This window comes from Pedobacter sp. V48 (assembly GCF_000523515.1).
GTDB lineage: Bacteria > Bacteroidota > Bacteroidia > Sphingobacteriales > Sphingobacteriaceae > Pedobacter.
The window spans coordinates 58,998-81,451 of record NZ_AWRU01000016.1; the positions used below are offsets into that span (position 1 = coordinate 58,998).

Genomic DNA, 22,454 nt, shown 5'->3' on the forward strand with positions numbered 1-22,454 from the left:
AATCTGGTTACATAATTCTTTAACTCTCGTTACACTGCTTATTACAGCTGCTTGTTCGAAATTTTAAAATGAAGGATATAATTTATAGCTTTAATGATTACTACTTAGTTTCCAACCAAATAAATGAGCAATTCAGTCAATTTTAAAAGTCTTTTTAAATACCAGGTTACAATGCTGATCGTAATTGTATTTGGGCTGATATTACCTTTAATAGGATGCTCAGATAAAAAGGAAACCCCCGAGTATAAAATTGGCTTTTCGCAATGTGTTGGATCTGATTTGTGGCGAAAAACAATGCTCGATGAGATGAAAACCGAGCTTTCACTACGTCCTGGAACTAAATTAAGTTACGCTGATGCCAATAACAGCAGCAGCAAACAGATAGACCAGGTTAAACAAATGATTGAGGAGGGTATTGATTTGCTTATTATTTCTCCAAATGAAGCCCTTCCCTTAACAAAAATCGTTGAGGAGACATATAATAAAGGAATTCCTGTAATTGTCATCGATCGTAAAACTTCCTCGCCTCTTTACACTGCTTATGTTGGTGCAGAGAACTATCAGGTTGGTAAAATTGCCGGCGAATATCTGGCGAACAGCCTAAAAGGCTCAGGAAATGTTGTAGAGATAATGGGATTGCCCGGCTCCTCACCTGCCATTGAACGCGACAGAGGGTTTATCGATGCGCTTAAAAAGCATCCTAAAATTAAAGTGAGTGGTCAGTTTTATGGCGACTGGCTTGGCGAAAACACAGAGGTTCAACTGCTTAAAAACAAGGATAAACTTAAGAATGTTGACGCCATATTTGCACATAACGATGTAATGGCAACAAGCACACGCAGGGTACTTCAAAAGCTTAACCTCGATAAGCGCATACAAGTTATTGGTGTTGATGCCTTGCCGGGTAATGGTGGCGGACTAAACCTGGTAAGCAACAAAACACTTACGGCCAGTGTACTTTACCCGACCGGGGGTAAGGAAGCTATTAATATAGCCATGAGGATACTGAACAGAGAATCATTCTCTAAAGAGAATATTCTGCAAACTGTAGTTATCGACAGCAGTAATGTACAGCTGATGAAACTTCAATGGGCAAGAATAAACAGCCAGCAAAATGATATTGAACGCCAACAGACTCTACTGGCAGACCAGTTCAAGATATATAATAGCCAGAGGTTAGTATTGAATTTCATTGTGATTACACTTGTGTTAGCGGTTGTGTTCGGGGGGCTCGCCTTTCATGCTTTGTTAGAGAATAGAAAAATTAACAAGAGTCTGGAGCAAAAAAATGCGGAAATCTTAAACCAACGCAATCAGCTGATTGAAATGTCGGAAAAAGCTCAAGCAGCAACAGAGGCTAAACTTAATTTTTTCACCAATATATCTCATGAATTCAGAACGCCTCTAACGCTGATCTTATCACCTCTGGAAGATCTGCTGAAAAATGAACGGATAAAAGCATCCGCAGGTAATAATCTTAAGCTAATTAATAAAAACGTATATAGGCTACTTCGATTAGTAAATCAATTGATGCACTACCGGAAAATTGAGCATAAAAAATTCAAGCTGCATGCCACTGCCAATAACATTATAGATTTTATAAAAGAAATCCTGGATAGCTTTAAACACAGTGCTGAAAAACGAAATATAGACTTAAGACTAGTGATTAAAGAAAGTCCGGGAGTAGTTTGGTTTGATGTAAACATCCTTGATAAAGTGATATTTAACTTACTAAGCAATGCTTTAAAATTTACCAGCGATAATGGCAGAATATACATTACAATAAGCAAAACTGAAGATACTGTTCATATTGATGTAGAAGATAATGGACTGGGAATGACTGACATAGAGCTTAGACATATTTTTGATCAGTTCTATCAATCGGATGTAAATTACAGCAGAGGTTCAGGTTTAGGGCTATCCCTTTCAAAAGAATTGATTCTTTTGCACAAAGGCAGTATTTCTGTGAGCAGCCAAAAGTGGCAGGGAACTACGTTTACAATAGCGCTTCCCCTAGGAGAGACTCACCTTACTGCTGAAGAAAAAGTTGCCCAGGAACAGCAAAGTGCAAAGCTTTATGATCAGATAAAAATATACACTACAGAACATGATCATGCGGCTATTAAAGAAAAAGACCGTGCATTTGAGCATATTAAAGATCAATCCATATTAATTATTGAGGACAATCAGGATCTCCTGGATTATTTAACGGATAAATTTGAGGGAACCTATGAAATATTTACGGCATCTACAGGCACGAACGGATTGGCAGAAGCATACGAAAAAATTCCAGACCTGATCATTACTGATGTTGTTGTGCCTGGTATATCCGGAAAAAACCTGAGCCAGCAACTCAAATCTGATATTCGTACCTCACACATTCCAATTATATTATTAACTGCGCAAGGCAGCATAGAACAGCAAGTAAATGGTATACAGAGCATGGCAGATGTGTACATCACTAAACCATTTAACTTCGAATACCTGCAAGCAAATGTAGAAAACCTGATTAAGAACAGGGTTATTTTAAAAGAGCATTATACAAGCGACATCTCCTCATCAGGCGTTAAAAGGACAACTACAAATGTAATTGACAAGAAATTCTTAAATGACTTTGCCGGGATTGTAGAGCATAACCTCAGCAATGAGCACTTCAGTGTTGATGACATCAGCAAAGCAATAGGCATATCCAGAGTTCAGCTCTACCGTAAAATTAAGGCTTTATTAAACTGTAGCATAACAGATTACATTCTGAACAGGCGACTTAAAAAAGCTAAGTACTATTTAACCAACGAAGAGTATTCCATTTCCGAAATCACTTATATGGTTGGTATATCCTCCCCCACTTATTTCTCCACCATCTTTAAGAACAAATACGGAATGACCCCTACTGAATATAAAAAGACCCGACTTCAATAGAAAACGGTTAGCCATATTTTTGAAAACAAACACTGTTTTCTACGCCTTGGTACTGACCATAGTTAGGTATAATTTCATATCCCATATTTTTATATAACGAAATAGCTTCAGGTTGTTTTAATCCCGTTTCCAGAACAAAGCTTTCATATCCTATTTCAACTGCCCATCGCTCAAGTTCTGATAAAATCTGCTTCGCAATCTTCTTGCCTCTGGAATCTTTGGTTACATACATTCTTTTTATCTCCACTGTATTCGCTTCAAATGGCTTAAAAGCACCGCAGCCAACCGGCTTACCACTATCATAAGCAACTACAACATTTTTGATGTTTACTATTTTGTTATACTGAGAATAAAATGCATGATCATCGCCATCGCGGATGGCTAGTTCTTTATCGAGTAGCAGTACTAATGATTTAAAATCTGGATTTTCAGAAGTGGTTCGGGTTAATGAAATCATTATAAGTAGTTTAAGTAGCAAAATTAATGCAAAAACAGTTACTTTTCAGGAACAATCTTTAATTTGGTTTGTTAAACTGGTTACATTAATTCAAAATATAATGGAACAGTTTAGAATAGAAGTTGCTGATAACAAAGCCTTCGGTCGCTTTTTAAACATAAAGGCAATCAAAAATGAGCAATATCAGATCTATAATGATCAACAAGAAAGAATTGGAACAATTGAAATAGACAATGAGGATCGTCAGCATTACAGGCAGAGTCTGGATTGTAAAGTCGACTTGCCTTTGCTCAATTCAATAAGAGATAGTATCCTCCTTCACGAAGAACAGGAATTGGCAATAAAGTAAACGCTGTCTTTTACTGATTCGACTTCACCGCATTCTGCAGGTGCATAATCTCATCAAACTCTACTTTTGCTACTGGATAGCCTTTCAAACTCCGCTGCACCTCATATACTTTATTACATTGTTCACTAAAAGCTGGCAATTTCCCATAACTTTTCAAGTAAAAACTACAATTTTCCCTTAGCATTTCCAGCGCTTCAAACTTCTTCATATTGGTATAAAACACCGGATCTTTAACGCCGGGTAATATGGCTTTTTGTGCTAAAATCCTCCAATATAAAATACCAGAGGTTATTTTCCCTGCATTTTTTTGTGCCTGCTCCAATTTGATTAATGTAGCCTCATAATCGCCTGAATGATAGCTTTTTTCAGCCTCCTTCATTATAGAGTTTACAGATGCTACCTGTCCCCTACCAACAATTGAGCTGCAGGTAAGGACAAGTAGAATTAAAACTTTCTTCATTTACCTTCCTTTTTCGGCGCTATTCCCTTTTCAGGCTCTAAAGTATAAGATGCTTCTGAAGCCTTAGAGGCTTGCTCGAATAATTCTATTTCCGGCTGTTCTATTTTCTCTTCTTCAAAGGTATCATCCAAACCATTTGAATGAATGTCTTTTTGACTTTGCTGATCCTCTGCTTCTGAATTTTCAGAATCATCAAGAGGTATGTTGTTTTCTGGTGTGATCATGATTTTTTTATTTTAACAACAATGCTTATCGCAGGTTGTTTGAAATATTCGCGCGTTAGTTGCCAGTTACCATGTAAGGTTTACTTTTATCCCATCCGGGCTATTCTCAAAACCCAGATAAAGTGTATTTGAACTTTCATCCCATGAGGATTTTACGTCAGCTATTTCCTCGCCATTGCTGTCCAAGATAGTATTCTTTATGGGCTTAGCCGGAAGTAAAACACGAATACTGTTAACCGTTTTTGCAGGGCTTTTACATACAAATGAATATGCTCTTCCATTCCTGACTTCATCATATATTCTTGATGCTGTAGCCAAAACCATAGGCTTAGTTTTATCTTTTATGCGCAGTACATTGTATAAAAGAGCTTGTTCCCCGGGTTTAATCACCTTCTCTGCAAGCACCGGAAGATTTGGATCAAAAAGATCAATAACTGGACCTTTAATTTTATATGGCTCATTACTTACAGATTCGTCCATTACAGAAACAATATCATATGGCCCCCTTTGCAAATAAAGATTGTTTTTAAAGGATAGTTCCCCTGCTTTAGCATCATACTCATAAGCATGTTTAACAAGATCCAGATAGACTTTTGATGAATTGGCATTTAACACAAACTCTTTAGGATTTTGCTTAATCAAATAGATTGCCCCTTTGCCTACCGATACTTTTTTATTCTCGATCGGCTTTGCATTCATTAAGCCAAACAAATGATCTGAAGGGGCTTTAAATTGATTGCCTTTTGTATTCCACCATTCCATAACTGACTGATATGGATCGTCATCGCGTCCGCAATAGAGCAGCACCCCACCACTTTTAACCCAATCTGCAACATATTTATGCACTTCGGCCGAAACAGGTTTCATATTTGAATAACTAACTATTAATACCTTTATGTCTTTAAGCGTTCCTTTAAACGAAAGATTCTCCATATGTACCGTTTGTACTGGCACCCCATTTTTTAACAGTGGCAATGTTTGTCCATAGAAATTAGAAAACTGTGGGTCCTCATATCCCTTATGATCAGGAAATCGTTGAAACATTAGACTATTACCCATCAAAACACCGATACCATTCTTACCTGTAACCTTATTTTCAGACAAGGGCATATCATTTAACGCATTAACCATTACCTGCATTTGGGTAGAATAATACTTAGGAATTAACACTGCCTCTTTGCTATTAGCCAACTTGTAAGGTCTGGTATAAATACGCTCCGGCCAGGGCATTACTTCATAGTTATTAACCATCGGATACAGCAACTTAGCTGTAAATGTGGCCTGATAATTAAGCTTATAATCACTCCAATCGCGTGGCCAATCTTCAATAGGATCTGTAAGGAAGAACATTTTTCTACCCGTAGGTGCGGTCATAGAAACCATAGAACCATATTCAAGAAAGGCATTTTCAAATACCCGCTCTTTCTTATGTCCATCAAAATATGTTGGCTCACGGGATGTCCCTGTCCAAACCTGAGCGATGTATCCATCAATCCCTGGCAAAGAAGCTAAACTCGCCTCCGGACTAACTATTTGCCATGATGAATAGTTAACCAATGAATGCGTAGCAATATATACTTTAATAGCTAGCCCTTTGGTTTTACCATATGATTTGGCATACGAGGAAACATCCTTAATTGCCTCATAATACAAATGGTATTTTAGTTTGCTTGATAAATAAGTGTTCTCTGCCGACTCATGTTGAGGCCGCCAGTCAAAACCATAATACTTTTTCCACTCTTGTTTAAATACCTCGCTATATCCCGCTCTTGCCCAAAATTCTGGCTCCTCCAAATAAATAGAGGTTATACCGGCATCAATTACCTTTTTAATGATAGCCGTTTTCATATATTCAAGAAAAGACTGAACAGGCACTATGTAAGGAACACCTCCCCCATGCCATATCACATTTCCATTTCTTTCTACCTGTCCAATATCCTGATGGTTTTTTCCATCCCATTTACCTAAAAAATAGTCCTGGTACTCACCCCATGCTATTCCTGTCATAAAGTGTGTTTGGTAGCCATGATCGCGCCACGAGTTTACGCGCTCCAGAAACGTCATACCCTGCCTATCATTTGCCCCATAAACAATTGCAATATCAGACCGCACATCTATTTCGGGTTTCCAGGCACTACCTGTCTGAAATGCGGTTTTTTCTAATTGGGCACTGGCATGCATAGAAATTGAAAAAGAAAATAACGCAAAAAGAGTTAGTGTTTTCATTAATTTGGTTCTTAGGTTTGGTTCTTGTGTGTTATTACTGTAAATATAATTTATTCATCTATTTATTGGTCAGGAATTATTAACTTACTACATATCTATTCGTTTTACCTGCTTATCAACATTATGGACTGGCTGCTGATTTCAGAAATCATTTACGTTGTTCTTTTAATCTTTGTTTGTCTGCGCATTATATACGATACCAGAAGCACAACCAAAAGCCTCGCATATCTGTTATTTGCCATATTTGTCCCTTTTTTTGGGATGCTCTTCTATTTCTTTTTTGGCATTAATTACCGACACAGAAAAATGTATAGCAAGAAACTTTATGGCAACGATGATCTGGCAAGTAAATTCAGGCATGACGTACTTCAGTATTCAGAGCTCACTTTTAAGGAAAACGGCAATGCTGTTCTTGGCAATAAGGAGTTGGCATTTATGATATTAAAGGATTCTATGAGTCCATTAACTGCAAAAAACGCTTTAAAACTACTGATTAATGGTGAGCAAAAGTTTCCGGAAGTATTAAATGCAATTAAAAGTGCAAAACACCATATCCATATTGAATATTATATCTATGAGGATGATGAAATAGGCCATGCAATTGAACAAGCTTTGAGTGAAAAAGCGAAAGAAGGGGTTACAGTTCGTTTTATTTATGATGATTTCGGAAGCCGCAGCATCCGCAAAAAGTTAGTTCCAAGATTGGTAGAGAATGGTGTAGAAGCATTTCCTTTCTTAAAAGTGCATTTTATGCTTTTTGCCAACCGTCTTAATTACCGGAACCACCGTAAAATAATTGTAATTGATGGCGTTACTGCTTTCGTAGGCGGCATAAATGTTAGCGACAGGTATATTAACAATGGATCAAATAAACTCTACTGGCGTGATACGCATCTGCGAATTGATGGTCCGGGAGCACAATATCTGCAATATCTATTCTTATGCGACTGGAATTTCTGTGCTGATGAATTGCTACAACCCAATGCAGATTTTTTTCCTCCAAAACCCACGCAAAATGGAAATGACAATAAAATTGTTCAGATTGCTGCCAGTGGGCCCGATTCAGAATCGCCAACAATTTTATTCTCTATACTCCAAGCCATCAATCTTGCAACCAGCGAAATACTCATTACAAGTCCTTACTTTATTCCTGGTGAAAGTTTACTGGATGCATTGATTATTGCTTCTTTAAGTGGAATTTCTGTTAAACTTTTAGTACCAGGAGTATCAGATTCTATACTTGTAAACTCTGCAGCAAGATCATACTATAGCGAGTTACTAAGTGCAGGTGTAGAAATATATCAATATCAGAAAGGTTTTGTACATGCAAAAACAATGGTTACAGATAAAAAGATAGCTATGGTTGGTACTGCCAATATGGATTTCAGAAGCTTCGATCTTAATTTTGAAGTTAATGCAATTGTATATGACGCTACAATTGCCACGGAATTAAGCGATATTTTTTATAGGGATTTGAAAGATGCCTTAAAAATTAATCCCGTCTATTGGAATTCACGCCCAGTGTACAAGAAATTATTGGAAAAGGCAGCAAGATTACTATCGCCATTGCTTTAGCTTGCACATAATAGATTCCGGCATGGTTGGTTCCTTCTTCAGTCGTGCTTCAAACCTTACCAATATATAATTTGGTATCGTAATTAATGGTAATTGAATTATCTTCCTTATAATCCTCAAAAAGCTGCTTCAAGTCCATAACCATTGCTTCGTACCCATTTTCTCCTCTTGCAGGCATATAAGAGGATGAAAATAATCTCCCTTGCAATCCATAAAAATCAAAAACCTGTTTGTTCTGAAAAAGATGATAGGAAAAAGACTCTGGAGCATAGAATTGTCCGATTTTAATTTCATCAATATTTCTATGATCAACTTTCACGTAATCCTTTCCGTGCTTAATGATCAGTTCATCATATGCAACCTCAAAAGCAGATTTAGTTTTTCTTTCGTTCCAGATAAGTACTACTAACCCCTCTGGCTTTAATATTCTGCTAAATTCAGATCGGGCAGCATCCCTATCAAACCAGTGAAAGGCCTGGCCAGCCACCACAGCATCAATGCTATCTGTTTCTAGCCTCGTGTTTTCCGCGGTTCCATCTACTGCATGAAATGCGGGAAGATGTCCGAGAAGTTCAGTCGCCTTCTCTCTCATCTCCATGTTTGGCTCAACAGCAAAGACCTCATATCCTGAATTAAGAAATAGTTCAGCAGAAATTCCTGTTCCCGCCCCCACATCTGCGATAATTTTATCTGGAGATAAACCAAATCTGGACTGAAGAAAATCGATGATCTCTATCGGGTAACCCGGGCGATATTTAACATAGTCTTCAACCCTGTTACTAAATCTGCTTGTATTGTCTTTTGCCATAGTAAAATACCCAACAAAAAAGAGGCCATACCATTATAAAATGGTATGGCCTCTTAGTGGTTAATAGATTATTTTACTAATGTTACATTTACCAGAATCGGGAAATGATCTGAAACAAACTTACCATGATAAGTATCCGTAAGTATGCCCCATTTGTCGGCTTTAAAACCTTTGGTAACAAATACATGGTCTATAATTTCATAACCATCTACACTTTTTCCCCAGGCATTAAACGATGAATTATTTGCATATGGATTTTTGACCTGTGTATAGGTATCAGTTAAAATACCTGAATTGGCCAATGTTAAATACCATTCACTCTTCTGACCGCCATTTAAGTCTCCGGTAAAAATAGCTGGTGCATCACCTGCTATTTCACTGATTTTTTTTACAATCAGCTTTCCGCTTTCTACACGTGCAACTTTACCTTGATGATCAAAGTGCGCATTAAAGTAGTAGAACTTTTTACCACTACTGATGTCCTGAAGATGTACCCAGGTACAAATACGATTACAGCAAGTAGCATCCCATCCTTTCCCTGGTTTGTCAGGTGTTTCAGACAACCAAAAATCCCCTTTATCAAGTAACTTAAATTTATCCTGACGGTAAAAGATAGAGGAGTGCTCGCCAGCATCCTTACCATCATCTCGGCCTAAACCGTAATGTGCATACTCTGGCAACAATTTACTTAGGTCGTCTACCTGATTTTTTAATCCTTCCTGAATACCAAAGACATCGAATTCGTGAAAACGTAGGAGATTTGCAGCTACAGGAGCCCTTTGCGACCATCTGTTGCCTTCATCTCCGGCATTGTCATAACGAATATTAAAAGATCCGATAGTGAATTTTTGAGCAAAGGCGCTAACGCTCATTACTACCAAAAATATAGAAAGAATGATTTGTCTTATTTTCATGTTTATTTAATTTGTTATATAATCTAATTAATTGCCTTGCCAACCTGGATTCTGTCCAAGAGCAGGATTCTTTTGTAAGTCCGCCTGTGGAATTGGATAATAATACATCTTATCATCCCATTTTCTCACTATTTCATTCATCCAGGTTAGCTCTCCAAAAGTACCATTTTTGAGCAACTGCGAATTTATTTTACCACCAATTGTTGCTGAAACGTCCACATAGGTAACTCCTGCAACTTCAGGTTTTGGTTTTGCCCCCTGGTAAAAAGCTACGTCAAGTATGCCATCTTCATTAAGATCCATAGGGGTAACCAGAGCAGGAACATAAAAACCGTCCCATTCCTGGTCCATAAGCGGACCTCTTTTCCATCTTAAGAGATCACTATAGCGCAGCCCTTCAAGACTCAGCTCAATACCTCTTTCTCTCCTTACTTCCAAAATAGATGGATCAGTAATTCCAGGAAAATAGTTAGCTGTAAGGTACGAATCCGCAATTATTGGCTTTGCTGATAATCCTCCTGTTATTCCACCTCTTGCCCTAAGTACTCCAACGGTTGCAGCCCAATCTTCATTAGTAAGCGTACCAAGTTCTGCTTTGGCTTCTGCGTAGTTTAACAATACTTCAGCATAACGGAATAATGCAATCGAGTTAATATTAAGTGCTCCTGCATCATAATACATGTCATCCAACGTCCATTTTATCGGTTGATAACCAGTAAAAGTATACGAGAATACCGGAGGTGCCGGAACTTGTACTCCTCCGCTTATTCTTTTATAGTCTCCCGAACGGATGGTCTGTTTTAATCTAAGGTCTCTGTTTTTCACTTCATCCTTAAATAACATGGTAGTATAAGCAGGGTTGTTGGTATATGGAGTTCCATCCAGATTTAAATAGGTATTGATAAATGTTCTGGTAAAACTTGCTTTGGCACCATACGTACCGCTGGTCCACCACCAGTTTGCCTCATTCAATACATTTAAAGTAAGGTCACTCACAGCAGCCTGTAGTACTTCACTTGCAACAGGGACTGTGCTGGTAAACACCTGACGATAGGAAATACCCGGACCTCCGGCTGTATTGATTGAATATCCCCCTTTATCCATAATCTCTTTTGCGGTTGATGCAGCGTTTTCAAGCCACGCAGACGCGCTAGACTGCAGGCCAAGTTCAGTATGGTATTTTCTGAAAGTTCCTTCAAAAAGACAGATTCTGGATTTATAAGCGTAGGCCACCCATTTGGTAACAGTACTGCGGGTCGCATCGTTAGTTGCTTTGATGTTAGCACAGGCAAAATCAAGATCGGCCAGCACAGAATCCATAACCAACGCTCTTTTATCACGACCGGCATACAATGCTGGATCATTGATGTTCAGCGGCTTACCAATCCATGGCACATCACCAAATCTCTTAACTTTCTCCATATAAAAATATGCCCTGAAATACCTGGCTATACCCAGATAATTATTTCTAATGTCAACAGGAACAGAAGGATCTTTACAATTTTCAATAAAGTAATTGATGTTTCTAAGGTCGGTCCATGTCCACCCCGTACTCTGACTTGGAGTGAATATCCCGGGTCTTATAAAATCGGAAACAGATTTTACAGCGAGGTAGTCAGAAACAGCATCCTGACTGGTGGAATTCTTGGGTAAAAATTCCATTGCATAAAAAGAGTTGGTATAGAGCTTCAGACCACTTTCACTGCCAAAAACAGCTTTATTTGTTGGGGTAGATTGGGGCTCCTGATCAAGCTTCTTACAGGCTGTAAAACACAAGCAGCTCAGTAGGATCCATATATATTGTTTTTTCATGATTATCTGTTTATAATGTTCATCAATAGAGGTTAAAATCCTAAGCTTAAGCCTAACGAATAACTTTTCATCAAAGGATAGTTGTAACCATCTCCGTTGGTACTGCCAGAGTTCAGGTCCTGGTCTGAAGGTACTGCGTTCTCCACATCTATGGTTTTCACAATTTTATAGAGTGGTGAGTAGGTAAACAAATTCTCTCCCGAGAAAAATATTTTTGCCGAGCGTGCCCCAATACGTGAAATCAGTTTTGCAGGCAAATTGTAACCTATCTGAAGGTTCTTCATCCTTAGATAAGCTACATTCTGCAGGTATTTAGTTTGCGCTACGCCAAGCTCCCTATTGGTGTTGCTGGAAGCCGCACGCGACATCGTTCTTGGGAAATAAGCATTTGTGTTTTCAGGTGTCCACATATTGCCTACATGAAAAGTAGGAATGTTGTTGTATGGCCTGTTGTACTGACCCCAGAACATTTCCGTTTCTGTACTCGGGTACCATTGCTGCTTACCCACGCCTTGAAAAAATGTAGAGAAAAAGAAATTGTTCCAGTCGGCACCAAGGCTTATGCTATATAGATATCTTGGAGCAGAATTCCCTATAATCCTTCTATCGCCTGGCTTATTCACAGTATTGTCTCCAATATTCACAAAACCATCACCATTTGTATCTTTCAGTTTGATGTCGCCAGGGTACCAGATATTGGTTGGCGAGGCGCGCATTTGCGGACTTTGCTTGGCATGTGCATCAATATCAGCCTGATCTATAAAGAAACCTTCTGTTTCATAGCCCCAGATCTCTCCTATTGTCTGGCCTTCGTAATACTCTTTACCGGTCCCGTTATTACCAACATCCGTCAGCAATTTAGTGGGGTTATTATATTTATCAATCTTCGATTTGCTATCAGATAGGGTTAAACGTACATTATATTTAAAAGGTTTATCTGCATTACCAATCCTGTCGTTCCATGATATTGAGGCTTCCCATCCTCTGGTTGTTAAATCTGCATAGTTTCCTTTTGGCACAGTATTTCCGAAAACAGCAGGTGCTGTTAAACCAACAGTAAACATATCTGTAGTTTTCCTCACATAGGCATCACCACTAAATGTCAAACGGTTAGATAGCATCGCCAGATCCAAACCAAAGTTGGTGGTGGTGGAAGTTTCCCATGTAATCTGGTCTGGAAGCACACCGGGTTGCTTAGTGGTCTGTGGTCTAACACCCCCCAGTACCAATGGGGACTGCGAGACAAGAAAAAGCTCTTGAAATTCATACGAATTTATATTTCCGTTACCCAATGAGCCGTAAGAGGCACGTACTTTCAGGTCTGAGATAATTTTATCTGAAACATTCCAGAAAGATTCCTTATTAACTCTCCATCCGGCTGAAACCGAAGGGAAGAATCCGTAACGTTGGCCAGAAGGGAATTTTGAGGATCCATCGTAGCGTGCATTTACCTCTAACAGGTAACGGTCTTTGAAGGAGTAGTTCAATCTTGAAAAACCACCTAAGATTGCCCATTGCTCATAAGCACCTAATGTATTAATTGCTTGTCCCAGTGCCAGATTTAAATCAGTAGCATCTTCAAAAATGATCCCATTCCGCTGTGTAGAGAGTCTCTTGTAGGTAGATTCTTCATAGTTATATCCGGCCATTAACTTTAAATAATGGTCGTCGCCGAACTTATCTTCAAACTCGCCATAGATATTTGCAGCCAGGTATTGCGTTTCTCTTCTATCAAACAAAAGATCATTGGTAGTAGTACCTACATAAGAAGTGATCCCTTTTATATTGCTGTAAGGTACCTGAACTCGTTTTTGATTAATACCATTATTGGCATTACGGAAGGTAAAATCAGCATTAACTCTAAATTTATTATCAAAGAAGTTTGATCTCAATCCGGTGATATTCCTAAAAACCTGTCTTTTCGTATCAATGCCGTTCTTTCCATAATAGAAATCGCCTACGGTATATACAGCAGTAAAAGTCATGGAACCATCGGGGTTAAACATCGGCATAGTCGGGTGACCCTCATCAGCAATGTTCCTCCAGATTCCTCCGCCTTCTCCTACGTTAATAGGATTATGGTAATTCATTACTGAGTAATCTGCATTATTTTCTATGGTCAACCATGGAAATACCTGTACAGATCCCTTTGCACGGATGTTTTTCATGTTGTAGTCATCAGTATTATATCTGAAAAGACCATCCTGTCCTAAAAAACGACCTGAAACCAGAAAGGAGGTTTTATCACTACTCCCACTGATGGACAAATTGTTTTCTGTAGCTACTGTATTTTTTTTGTACAATTGGCCATACCAGTCTGTATTTCCGTAATAAGTATACTCACCTGTTGTTGGATTCACCTCTACTTCATTGTAAGGTTGTCCCGATTCGGCTCTTCTTTTAAACTCGTCCAGGTAAGCCTGAGAAAATTTCTGGGTTTTATTAACGTTCTGAGGAAATGAGCCATCTCCGTTTACAAATGCTTCGGCAAACATTTTTGCCCAGGTGTATCCATCGGTTACAAAGTCCGGAGTTTGCAAAGGGTTCTTTAAAGCATAGTTGCTGGAGAAATTCACTGTTGTTCTGCCTTTTTCGGGTCTCTTTGTAGTGATAAGCACAACACCAAATGCGCCCCGGGCACCGTAAATTGCTGCCGAGGCAGCATCCTTTAGAATAGACACCGTTTCTACATCATTTGGATTCAGCAAACTTGGATCGCCTTCAAAACCATCAATCAGAATCAATGCACTTCCGCCCTGCCCGATAGACGTAGTTCCCCTGATGTTATAGCTGGGTGACTGCGTTGGCTTTCCGTCCATCATTTTGATGTTCAGATTGGGTAGCAGTCCCTGAAGCCCTTGAGTAAGGTTAGGCACAGGTCTGTTCTCTAATGATTTCGAAGAGATCTGATCAACAGCTCCCGTCAGGTTTTCTCTTTTCTGTGTACCATACCCCACCACCAATACCTCATTTAATGTGCCTGTTTGCGCAGTAAGTGAAACATTTAGTGTTGTTGTTTCTCCAGGTTTTACCACAACCCTGCTCTGTGTAGATGAGCCGTAAGACACAAAACTAACTACAAGCGTGTAAACACCCGGTGCGACATTAATACTATAAGTACCATCAACCTTACTCTGTACTCCTGTATTTAGTTCTAGAATTTTAATGCTGGCCCCAGGCAGTGGGTCGCCCTTTTCGTCGACAATTTTACCGGTAATCTTACCGKRAKMTYSRWWKWKMRTYRWGGTGATGGTTCCTTTCACCTCCTCACGGAAAGTAAGACCCGTTTCGTCAAAAATAGACTTTAAAATTTCTTCTATTTTCTCGTTACTAAAATCCTTCTCCTGGGTTCTGAATCTTTTAAGTTTTAGGTATACCGGGTCGTAGGCAAAATCGACTCCGCTTTTCATTTGCAATTTTTCTATCGCAATAAGCAGATTTTCATTTTCGAAGGTAATATTGACTCTTTTATTTAAAACCTGGCCACTTGAATTGTCTGCAAATAATATTTGCGTACTGGCGATTATAATGGCGTAAATAAGCAGTGTATAACGCATAATCTTCTGCAAAAGCAGTAAATGTTTTTTCATATATTTGTTATTTTATTGATAAATAAGATTCTACAAGATCCAACAGGTAGAGGGTCTCAAACTACTTCCTGTTGAATTTATCAATCCGGATCTGCTTCAGATCCGGTTTTTTTATTTTTAGTATATCATTATTTCATTTCCTATCCTCCTATATTTATTTTGATGTACTGAACAAATTATTTTCATAGTCTGATCAAGTGAACGAGCAGATCGTATTTGTATATTATATAGGTAAGTTGAAGTAACTGTTCTGCTACCCTTTAGAATTACACCATAATTAATTTTCATAACCTTTGCCAACGCCGCAAATGAAGCATGATCTAAGTCTGTTACCTGTTCGAACCATGAACTATGCTCACGCGTAGCAAAATCACCTGTTTTCCACTTACTTGTTTTTGAATTATAGCGTAAACGTTTGCCAGGAAGTAAATTATCAAACACCATTTTACTATTGCTCACTTCCACTTTTCCTTCACTAACGCTTACCTCGGTTATGGTTTTCGATTGCGTACTCACGGCGAACTTAGTACCCAGTACACGTGTTTTAATTTGTTTGGTATAAACCACAAACGGGTGTTTAGAGTCCTTAGTAACTTCAAAAAAAGCTTCTCCCTTATCTAAAAAAATTGATCTATCGGAATAAACTGGCTCACCTGAAGAATTCAAAACATATTTAGCCGGTATCCGCAGCCTTGTTTTGGGGTTCATTTGAATGACAGACTGATCTGCGAGGATTATCTTTTTGTATTCTCCGTTTTTAGTCTCTACTACACTAAACACCTCGCTTTCTACCGCTTTTTTAAAATCATTTGATGGCTTTAAGAATTTTCTACCAAAAAAGAGAGCTGGTATAATTAAAGCCAGTATTGCAGCGTACTTATAGTAATGTTTAAATAACGATACTTTCGTATTTGAAAAATTATCCCTCTTAGCTAAAATAGCATTTTCCATTTCGGCCTTAATGACTTCTTCCTTACCGGATGCAGAAAATTCTTGCATAGCAGCTTCATCATCGTATGAAGCATACCAATTCTCAACGATTTCTTTTTCGTCGTCATTTGCCATTCCGCTGACATAACGTTCTAGTATTTTTTTAAACTGCTCTGATTCCAACCTTCTGCCTCTTTCCTATAAGTAACTTCAAACACTCGAATCTACTTTGAGAAATTGTTAAGTTTGTATTAATTAATCAGTCGTTCGGGGAATTTTTCACTTAACCTCTTCCTGATCCTTCTCATGGCTTCACAAATATGATTTGAAACCGTCTGCTCAGCAAGGTTTAATTTTTCTGCTATTTCAGATGTAGAATGATGGGCATGTTTAAGCAGGTATGCATGGCGCATTTTTTCCGGAAAACCTTTTATTTCTACCTCTATGAGCTTTTCCAGATCCAGATAGTCTGATAGTTCATTAATAGAAACTGATGCATCTTCAAACTTCCTTAAAGTATGATCAAAAACACGTTCTTCTATCTTTTCCGTTCTGAAATAATTGAGCACCTGGAATTTTGCTGCCCCCATTAAAAATTGTTCAAGGCTGGTTTTAATTATGATCGTTTCTTTTCGCTCCCAAATATTGATAAAAACATTCTGGACAATATCTTTCGCAGCTTCCTCATCTTTGATACGGGTTAATATATGGACATACAGCTTCTTCCAATACATCTCATACAAGAGATCGTAAGCTGCAGTATCGCCCAACTTAAGTTGCCGAACTATGTCATCGTCTTTTCTTCCAACTTGAAGCATATTCAAAAGTAGAGTTCCAATATGAACAGGATGTTAACTCTTATTATTTGGTTATATTTAGTTAATTAAATATATGCAAAAGTTGTTCATATGATTACAATAACTCGATTAAATATATGGAGATGAAAAAAATATACTGGCCTTTCTTATTATTACTCATTTTAACGAATATTTCAGCAGCCCATAGTCAAAAAATAAACCGGAAAAATGCAAAAATGCAGCAATTGCATGTATCAGACAACCACAGATTCCTTGTGTATGCTGATGGCAAGCCTTTTTTCTATCTTGGCGATACCGCCTGGGAGTTATTACACAGATTGACCCTTAAAGACGCGGAGATCTATATGGATAACCGCAGATCCAAAGGATTTACGGTACTTCAAACGGTAATATTGGCCGAGCTGGATGGCATAAACGAGCCCAATGCACTGGGACATAAACCTATGGAAAACAATAACGTTTCTGAACTTAATGAAGACTATTTTAAGGATATTGATGCGTTTGTTCAATTGGCTGCCCGTAAAAATCTATACATGGGTCTGTTACCGCTATGGGGTGATAAAGTTTTTAAAAGCACCTGGGGGAAAGGTCCTGAAATTTTTAATGTTCAAAATGCAAATGAATATGGAAGATTTTTAGGCAACAGATACAAGAACCAACCTAACATTATATGGATATTGGGTGGCGACCGCAATCCTCGTGGTGAAAAAGATGTGGCCATTTGGCGTGCTTTAGCTGAAGGCATTGCCGAAGGTGCCGGAGGTAATGATAAAGCCTTAATGACTTTTCATCCGCAACCAAAAGAAAATGGCGGTTCATCAACCTGGTTTCATAATGACGAGTGGCTGGATTTTAATATGCTTCAGACAGGACATTGCAGGGATGGGAGTAATTATGACAAGATTTCTTATGATTACAATTTAAAGCCCACAAAACCAGTGGTTGATGGGGAACCTCTTTATGAGGATCATCCGGTATGTTTCGATGCGAAAAAGAATGGGTTCTCAACAGCAGACGACATTCGAAAATTAGCCTACTGGCAGGTATTTGCCGGTGCACTTGGACATACTTATGGTTGCCACGACATATGGCAGTTCTATGCTCCCGGCCGCGAACCAATTAATTTAGCCCGGCATTACTGGAAAGAAGCAATGGATTTACCAGGCTCAAAACAAATGGGCTATGTAAAAAAACTAATCCAGTCCCAATCAATGCTTGACCGAATTCCCGATCAGGGTCTAATTTCAGGAGATAATCCTAAAGACGGAACACATTGTAGCGCCACCCGGGCAAATGATGGACATTATGCTTTCATTTATACTCCTACCGGACGTAAATTGACTGTGAACACAACTCATCTGAAAGGAAACCAATCCTTTAAGGCCAAATGGTTTAACCCTAGAAATGGTGTATTTAGCTCGGCTTTTAAAATCGACAAAAAGCCTCAGCTTACTTTTACACCTCCAACTAGTGGAGATGCATTGGATTGGGTACTTATACTGGAAGCTGGTTAATCAAACATTTAGTACGGCTAATGGTTAACACCAATGAGCTCTGAAAGCCGATTTTCATTTAATACAAGAATGTTTCTGCCCGAGACCTCAATTATCTTTTCTTTTATAAAATCATTACTTACTTTAAATAGGGTTTCATATGTTGTTCCAGAATACGATGCAATATCCTGTCTGCTTAGTCCTAAGGCGATAAAGCCATTCTCATCAACCCCAAACTTATGTAGCAGAGCCAGAATAGATTGCGCTATCCTCGCTTTAACCGACATATGGGCCAGATCACGCATTGCCCTATGAGAGTCTTGTAATTCATTTGCAAAAAACTGCATTAACTTATAGGTTAATTCAGTATTTACCTTTAGTGTAGTTTCAAAGAAATCTCTTTCCAGATAACATACTACTGTATTTTCTAATGCAGTAGCTGAAACCGGATATAACGGCTTTTTTCCTAGCCCCAAATGACCGATGATATCTTCCGGGCCGGCAAAACGAATAATCAATTCCTTTTCCTTATCCCATCTTTTATGAACCTTAACAGTACCGCTGTATACAAAATAAATCCCTTTTACCGGATCGCCTTCTTTGAAGATCACCTCGCCTTTTTTTACCTCAAAATTCTTTTTTTGAATTTGAAGTGCCGGCAACCATTCTGGCAAACATAATTTACACAGAAAACAGCTTTTAAGATCACATAGGTAACGAGATTCCTTCATTTTTTATACGGGCATTTGATATGCAATAATACTATATAAATATCAGAAAGGAAGAATATGCGCATTAAAAGTTCAAAATATAAATATTGTTAAAACAATATAAATCAATAAATTTAAATATAATTATAAATTGAAAATATTGTAAAAACAATATAATTAGCTTTTTTAGAATATAAATTAACCTTACCTTTGTGCCTACATATAAAAACACTCACATTTTAACACTACAAAATTCACCAGCTAAATGAAAAGACCGTTGCATAAAAWCNKRGMTTCNAATATCCCCCTCCTTAGATTATTTAACTCAGTCAGCAAATGATACAAAGAAGGGCTACTTCCAGAAAAAACGCTTACTACAGGTTTCTTTACTATCTATTGGTGTTGCTGTTGCAATTAGTCTAATTGCAAAAGTTTTAATATCTCTTATAGATCTTGTAACCAACATCGCATTTTACGGAAGCTTCGACTTAAAATTCAACAGCCCTGCGAACAATCATCTGGGAATATGGGTAATTATTATTCCTGCAATTGGGGGCATTGTGGTTGGATTGATGGCACTATATGGTTCAAAAGCAATAAGAGGACATGGTATTCCAGAAGCAATGGAACAAATCCTTGTTAACCAAAGCAAAATTAAACCTTCAATTGCACTTTTAAAGCCCATCTCTTCCGCTATTGCGATAGGTACCGGAGGGCCATTTGGGGCAGAAGGGCCTATAATTGCAACCGGTGGCGCTTTGGGATCTACATTAGGTCAGTTATTTAAAATTACGCCTAACGAGCGCAAAATCATTCTTGCTGCTGGAGCTACTGCGGGTATGTCTGCAATATTTGGCACACCCATAGCAGCTATTTTTCTGGCCATTGAACTCCTGCTATTTGAATTTTCACCCAAAGCCATATTACCTGTAGCGCTGGCATGCATAACAGGTGCCGCCGCGCATCAGTTTCTATTTGAATCAGGACCAGTGTTCCCTATGCCTGAGCTTAGTTCACCATCAAATATGGCTCTGGGCATTTACAGCTTTATAGGTATAATCATAGGCTTTGTTTCACTTGGGCTAACCAAAGTTGTCTACCATATCGAAGATGCCTTTGAAAAATTACCTATTCACTGGATGTGGTGGCCTGCAATTGGCGGCTTGGCGGTTGGAATAATTGGCTTTTTTGCCCCCCATACCCTAGGTGTAGGTTACGATAACATCACCAGTGTTTTATCAGGAAAAATACCACTGGCTTTGATGTTGAGTCTTTGCTTCTTTAAATTTCTCTCCTGGGCAATTGCTCTCGGTAGTGGCACATCAGGAGGTACACTCGCACCTCTATTAACAATTGGTGGCGCAGCCGGAGCTATACTTGGCTCAATTACATTTATTCTTTTTCCAAATTCAGGTATAAGCATTCCAATGGCTGCCTTAGTGGGCATGTCATCTATGTTTGCAGGTGCTTCAAGAGCTTATCTAACCAGCATAACTTTCGCGCTGGAAGCCACCATGCAATCTCACGCACTGTTACCTTTGCTCGGAGCCTGTACAGCGTCATACCTGATATCTTTCTTTTTTATGGAAAATACAATTATGACCGAGAAAATTGCAAGAAGAGGAATATACACCCCAGATTCCTACGAACCAGATGTACTACGAAAAATGACTGTAGTGGATGTATTAAGAGCAAATAGCATGGTTATAAGCACCAGAAATAGCATAAGTGAAATCAGGTCATTCTTTGACCTTAACCCGCCGCTGGAAAATCACTTTATAGTAACAGATGAGGATGATAACTTTAAAGGTGTGATTACGCTTTCAAGTATATATAATAAAAATCATGATGCAAGTGGTCCTATAGCCGAGATCATGGAACAAAATATACCTGCTATAGAAAGCAACAATAATCTGGCACGGGCCGTAGAGTTAATGTCTAAATGTGACAAGGAGTTTCTACCTGTATTATCCGCCAAAGAAAAAAGCAGGGTAATTGGTTTACTCACTTATAAAGATATACTTACCGCATACAAAATACACCTCAAGGAAAATCAGGAGGCAGGAATTAACTTGTCCTTAAAGCGTCAACGCATCAAAATACTTGTAAGAGGACGTCAATTAATTCATAAAGTAAAAGAAAACTAGGCATACTTATGTGCTTCTTGAGCAGCGACGAATTCTGCAGCTTTTACTACATCTCCAATTATTATAATTGCCGGATGGGAAAGCCCGGAATCCGTTGCCGCCTGAGATAAATCTTTAACCTCACAGACAACCTGTTTTTGATGCGGCAGCGAAGCATTCTGAATTATTGCAGCAGGAACAGCACCTCTGCCAGACATAATATAAGACGACGATATTTCTGTCAGCTTTTTCATTCCCATATATATAACTACTGTAGCTTTACTTTTAGCTGCTAATTGGAGATCAGACGATAAAGAACCATCTTTTTTTGTACCTGTTATAATCCAGATACTTTCGCTTACTCCGCGATGGGTTAAAGGAATATCACTTAAACCACTCGCCTGCATACTACTGATACCCGGCACGTAATGAGATTCTATACCGTGCTCACGCGCAAATAAGATTTCTTCAAAACCTCTTCCAAAAATAAAAGGATCCCCTCCTTTTAAACGGACAACATTCCCTCTTGTAAGTGCATAATGCTTTATCAACTGATGAATAGTTTCCTGTGAAGTACAAAGTCCATAGGGCTTTTTACCTACATAAATTCTTTCGCAATCATCAGAAGCTATATCCAGCAACTCTTTACATGCTAAATTATCATAAAGTATAACTTTTGCAGCCTGCAGAACCTTAAAACCTCTAATTGTTAACAAATCTGGATCCCCAGGACCAGAACCAACAACAAAAAACAATGGTTTATCTATTTTTTTTAAAGAAACAGCCATAAAACCGAGATTAAATATTAAAAAAATGATTTAATACCATAAATATACAATTTAAATAACATAAATACATCAAAAATGCTCATTTAAACAAAATATTTAACACAATTAAATAATATAAAACACAAAATAACTTAAAAACATACCAATAATTTAAAATAAACATGATATAAATCATAAATTAATTATAATAATATAAATTATTGTATATATTTGACTAAACAAACCACATATATTCGTTAAATAAAATAAATAACC

The 22,454-nt window shown here is 38.2% G+C and carries 16 protein-coding genes and 1 pseudogene; 5 read left to right on the forward strand and 12 right to left on the reverse strand.

All coding sequences use genetic code 11. The annotated features are described in order from the left end of the window. Nucleotides 1-123: 123 nt before the first annotated feature. Entirely contained in the window at nucleotides 124-2,919 is a 2,796-nt protein-coding gene (locus N824_RS15570) for a substrate-binding domain-containing protein (protein ID WP_235207144.1), read from the forward strand. Nucleotides 2,920-2,926: 7 nt separating this feature from the next. On the opposite strand, the gene N824_RS15575 is transcribed toward N824_RS15570, so the two are convergent. Then, the gene (locus tag N824_RS15575; protein ID WP_048906086.1) at nucleotides 2,927-3,376 is read right to left on the reverse strand and encodes a GNAT family N-acetyltransferase; all 450 of its coding nucleotides are present in this window, start codon (nucleotides 3,374-3,376) and stop codon (nucleotides 2,927-2,929) included. A 100-nt stretch (nucleotides 3,377-3,476) separates the two neighbouring features. Here N824_RS15575 and N824_RS15580 point away from each other — a divergent pair, with 100 nt between their 5' ends. Further along, nucleotides 3,477-3,725 carry a hypothetical protein gene (locus tag N824_RS15580; RefSeq protein WP_048906132.1) on the forward strand — a complete coding sequence of 83 codons (249 nt, stop codon included), beginning with the start codon at nucleotides 3,477-3,479 and terminating at the stop codon, nucleotides 3,723-3,725. A 10-nt stretch (nucleotides 3,726-3,735) separates the two neighbouring features. Here the strand turns inward: N824_RS15580 and N824_RS15585 are convergent, their stop codons facing one another. From N824_RS15585 to N824_RS15595, 3 genes are all read right to left on the reverse strand, one after another. Continuing rightward, complete coding sequence (locus N824_RS15585; protein ID WP_048906087.1) at nucleotides 3,736-4,185, reverse strand: hypothetical protein; 450 nt, start codon at nucleotides 4,183-4,185, stop codon at nucleotides 3,736-3,738. Next, complete coding sequence (locus N824_RS15590; protein WP_048906088.1) at nucleotides 4,182-4,409, reverse strand: hypothetical protein; 228 nt, start codon at nucleotides 4,407-4,409, stop codon at nucleotides 4,182-4,184. The genes N824_RS15585 and N824_RS15590 overlap by 4 nt, the downstream gene beginning before the upstream one ends. A 66-nt stretch (nucleotides 4,410-4,475) precedes the next feature. Next, the gene (locus N824_RS15595) at nucleotides 4,476-6,635 is read right to left on the reverse strand and encodes a hypothetical protein (RefSeq protein ID WP_052334153.1); all 2,160 of its coding nucleotides are present in this window, start codon (nucleotides 6,633-6,635) and stop codon (nucleotides 4,476-4,478) included. Between the two features lie 123 nt (nucleotides 6,636-6,758). Between N824_RS15595 and cls the strand changes: the two genes are divergently transcribed. Next, complete coding sequence (gene cls / locus N824_RS15600) at nucleotides 6,759-8,210, forward strand: cardiolipin synthase (RefSeq protein ID WP_048906090.1); 1,452 nt, start codon at nucleotides 6,759-6,761, stop codon at nucleotides 8,208-8,210. Between the two features lie 49 nt (nucleotides 8,211-8,259). Here cls and N824_RS15605 read toward each other — a convergent pair whose 3' ends face one another. The 6 genes and pseudogenes from N824_RS15605 to N824_RS15630 all read right to left on the reverse strand — a co-directional run bounded on the left by N824_RS15605 (nucleotide 8,260) and on the right by N824_RS15630 (nucleotide 17,082). After that, a complete protein-coding gene (locus tag N824_RS15605) occupies nucleotides 8,260-9,018 on the reverse strand; it encodes a class I SAM-dependent methyltransferase (RefSeq protein WP_048906091.1) in 759 nt (252 codons plus the stop codon). 68 nt (nucleotides 9,019-9,086) lie between these two features. Further along, nucleotides 9,087-9,932, reverse strand: coding sequence for an endonuclease/exonuclease/phosphatase family protein (locus N824_RS15610; protein WP_200869892.1), 846 nt, complete (start codon nucleotides 9,930-9,932; stop codon nucleotides 9,087-9,089). A gap of 27 nt (nucleotides 9,933-9,959) precedes the next feature. Further along, on the reverse strand, nucleotides 9,960-11,744 hold the full coding sequence (locus N824_RS15615; protein WP_048906092.1) for a RagB/SusD family nutrient uptake outer membrane protein: 1,785 nt from the start codon (nucleotides 11,742-11,744) through the stop codon (nucleotides 9,960-9,962). Between the two features lie 32 nt (nucleotides 11,745-11,776). Further along, nucleotides 11,777-15,334 (reverse strand): annotated as a pseudogene (locus tag N824_RS15620) (SusC/RagA family TonB-linked outer membrane protein). A 117-nt stretch (nucleotides 15,335-15,451) separates the two neighbouring features. Further along, nucleotides 15,452-16,447, reverse strand: a complete 996-nt coding sequence (locus N824_RS15625; protein WP_048906093.1) for a FecR family protein — start codon at nucleotides 16,445-16,447, stop codon at nucleotides 15,452-15,454. A gap of 68 nt (nucleotides 16,448-16,515) precedes the next feature. Beyond that, nucleotides 16,516-17,082, reverse strand: coding sequence for an RNA polymerase sigma factor (locus N824_RS15630; RefSeq protein WP_048906094.1), 567 nt, complete (start codon nucleotides 17,080-17,082; stop codon nucleotides 16,516-16,518). Nucleotides 17,083-17,204: 122 nt separating this feature from the next. Here N824_RS15630 and N824_RS15635 point away from each other — a divergent pair, with 122 nt between their 5' ends. Next, a complete protein-coding gene (locus N824_RS15635) occupies nucleotides 17,205-18,596 on the forward strand; it encodes a glycoside hydrolase family 140 protein (protein WP_052334158.1) in 1,392 nt (463 codons plus the stop codon). 17 nt (nucleotides 18,597-18,613) lie between these two features. Here N824_RS15635 and N824_RS15640 read toward each other — a convergent pair whose 3' ends face one another. Beyond that, the gene (locus N824_RS15640; RefSeq protein ID WP_048906095.1) at nucleotides 18,614-19,306 is read right to left on the reverse strand and encodes a Crp/Fnr family transcriptional regulator; all 693 of its coding nucleotides are present in this window, start codon (nucleotides 19,304-19,306) and stop codon (nucleotides 18,614-18,616) included. Between the two features lie 539 nt (nucleotides 19,307-19,845). On the opposite strand from N824_RS15640, the gene N824_RS15645 reads away from it, so the two are divergent. Then, on the forward strand, nucleotides 19,846-21,432 hold the full coding sequence (locus N824_RS15645; RefSeq protein WP_235207145.1) for a chloride channel protein: 1,587 nt from the start codon (nucleotides 19,846-19,848) through the stop codon (nucleotides 21,430-21,432). Here the strand turns inward: N824_RS15645 and cobA are convergent. Next, nucleotides 21,429-22,199 carry a uroporphyrinogen-III C-methyltransferase gene (gene cobA, locus N824_RS15650; RefSeq protein ID WP_048906097.1) on the reverse strand — a complete coding sequence of 257 codons (771 nt, stop codon included), beginning with the start codon at nucleotides 22,197-22,199 and terminating at the stop codon, nucleotides 21,429-21,431. The two genes, N824_RS15645 and cobA, sit on opposite strands and share 4 nt — an antisense overlap. Nucleotides 22,200-22,454: the final 255 nt, after the last annotated feature.

Bases quoted from the DNA above. Each gene is read 5' to 3' on its own strand.
- N824_RS15570 (WP_235207144.1), top strand. From the start codon at position 124: ATGAGCAATTCAGTCAATTTTAAAAGTCTTTTTAAATACCAGGTTACA.
- N824_RS15575 (WP_048906086.1), bottom strand. From the start codon at position 3,376: ATGATTTCATTAACCCGAACCACTTCTGAAAATCCAGATTTTAAATCA.
- N824_RS15580 (WP_048906132.1), top strand. From the start codon at position 3,477: ATGGAACAGTTTAGAATAGAAGTTGCTGATAACAAAGCCTTCGGTCGC.
- N824_RS15585 (WP_048906087.1), bottom strand. From the start codon at position 4,185: ATGAAGAAAGTTTTAATTCTACTTGTCCTTACCTGCAGCTCAATTGTT.
- N824_RS15590 (WP_048906088.1), bottom strand. From the start codon at position 4,409: ATGATCACACCAGAAAACAACATACCTCTTGATGATTCTGAAAATTCA.
- N824_RS15595 (WP_052334153.1), bottom strand. From the start codon at position 6,635: ATGAAAACACTAACTCTTTTTGCGTTATTTTCTTTTTCAATTTCTATG.
- cls (WP_048906090.1), top strand. From the start codon at position 6,759: ATGGACTGGCTGCTGATTTCAGAAATCATTTACGTTGTTCTTTTAATC.
- N824_RS15605 (WP_048906091.1), bottom strand. From the start codon at position 9,018: ATGGCAAAAGACAATACAAGCAGATTTAGTAACAGGGTTGAAGACTAT.
- N824_RS15610 (WP_200869892.1), bottom strand. From the start codon at position 9,932: ATGAAAATAAGACAAATCATTCTTTCTATATTTTTGGTAGTAATGAGC.
- N824_RS15615 (WP_048906092.1), bottom strand. From the start codon at position 11,744: ATGAAAAAACAATATATATGGATCCTACTGAGCTGCTTGTGTTTTACA.
- N824_RS15630 (WP_048906094.1), bottom strand. From the start codon at position 17,082: ATGCTTCAAGTTGGAAGAAAAGACGATGACATAGTTCGGCAACTTAAG.
- N824_RS15635 (WP_052334158.1), top strand. From the start codon at position 17,205: ATGAAAAAAATATACTGGCCTTTCTTATTATTACTCATTTTAACGAAT.
- N824_RS15640 (WP_048906095.1), bottom strand. From the start codon at position 19,306: ATGAAGGAATCTCGTTACCTATGTGATCTTAAAAGCTGTTTTCTGTGT.
- cobA (WP_048906097.1), bottom strand. From the start codon at position 22,199: ATGGCTGTTTCTTTAAAAAAAATAGATAAACCATTGTTTTTTGTTGTT.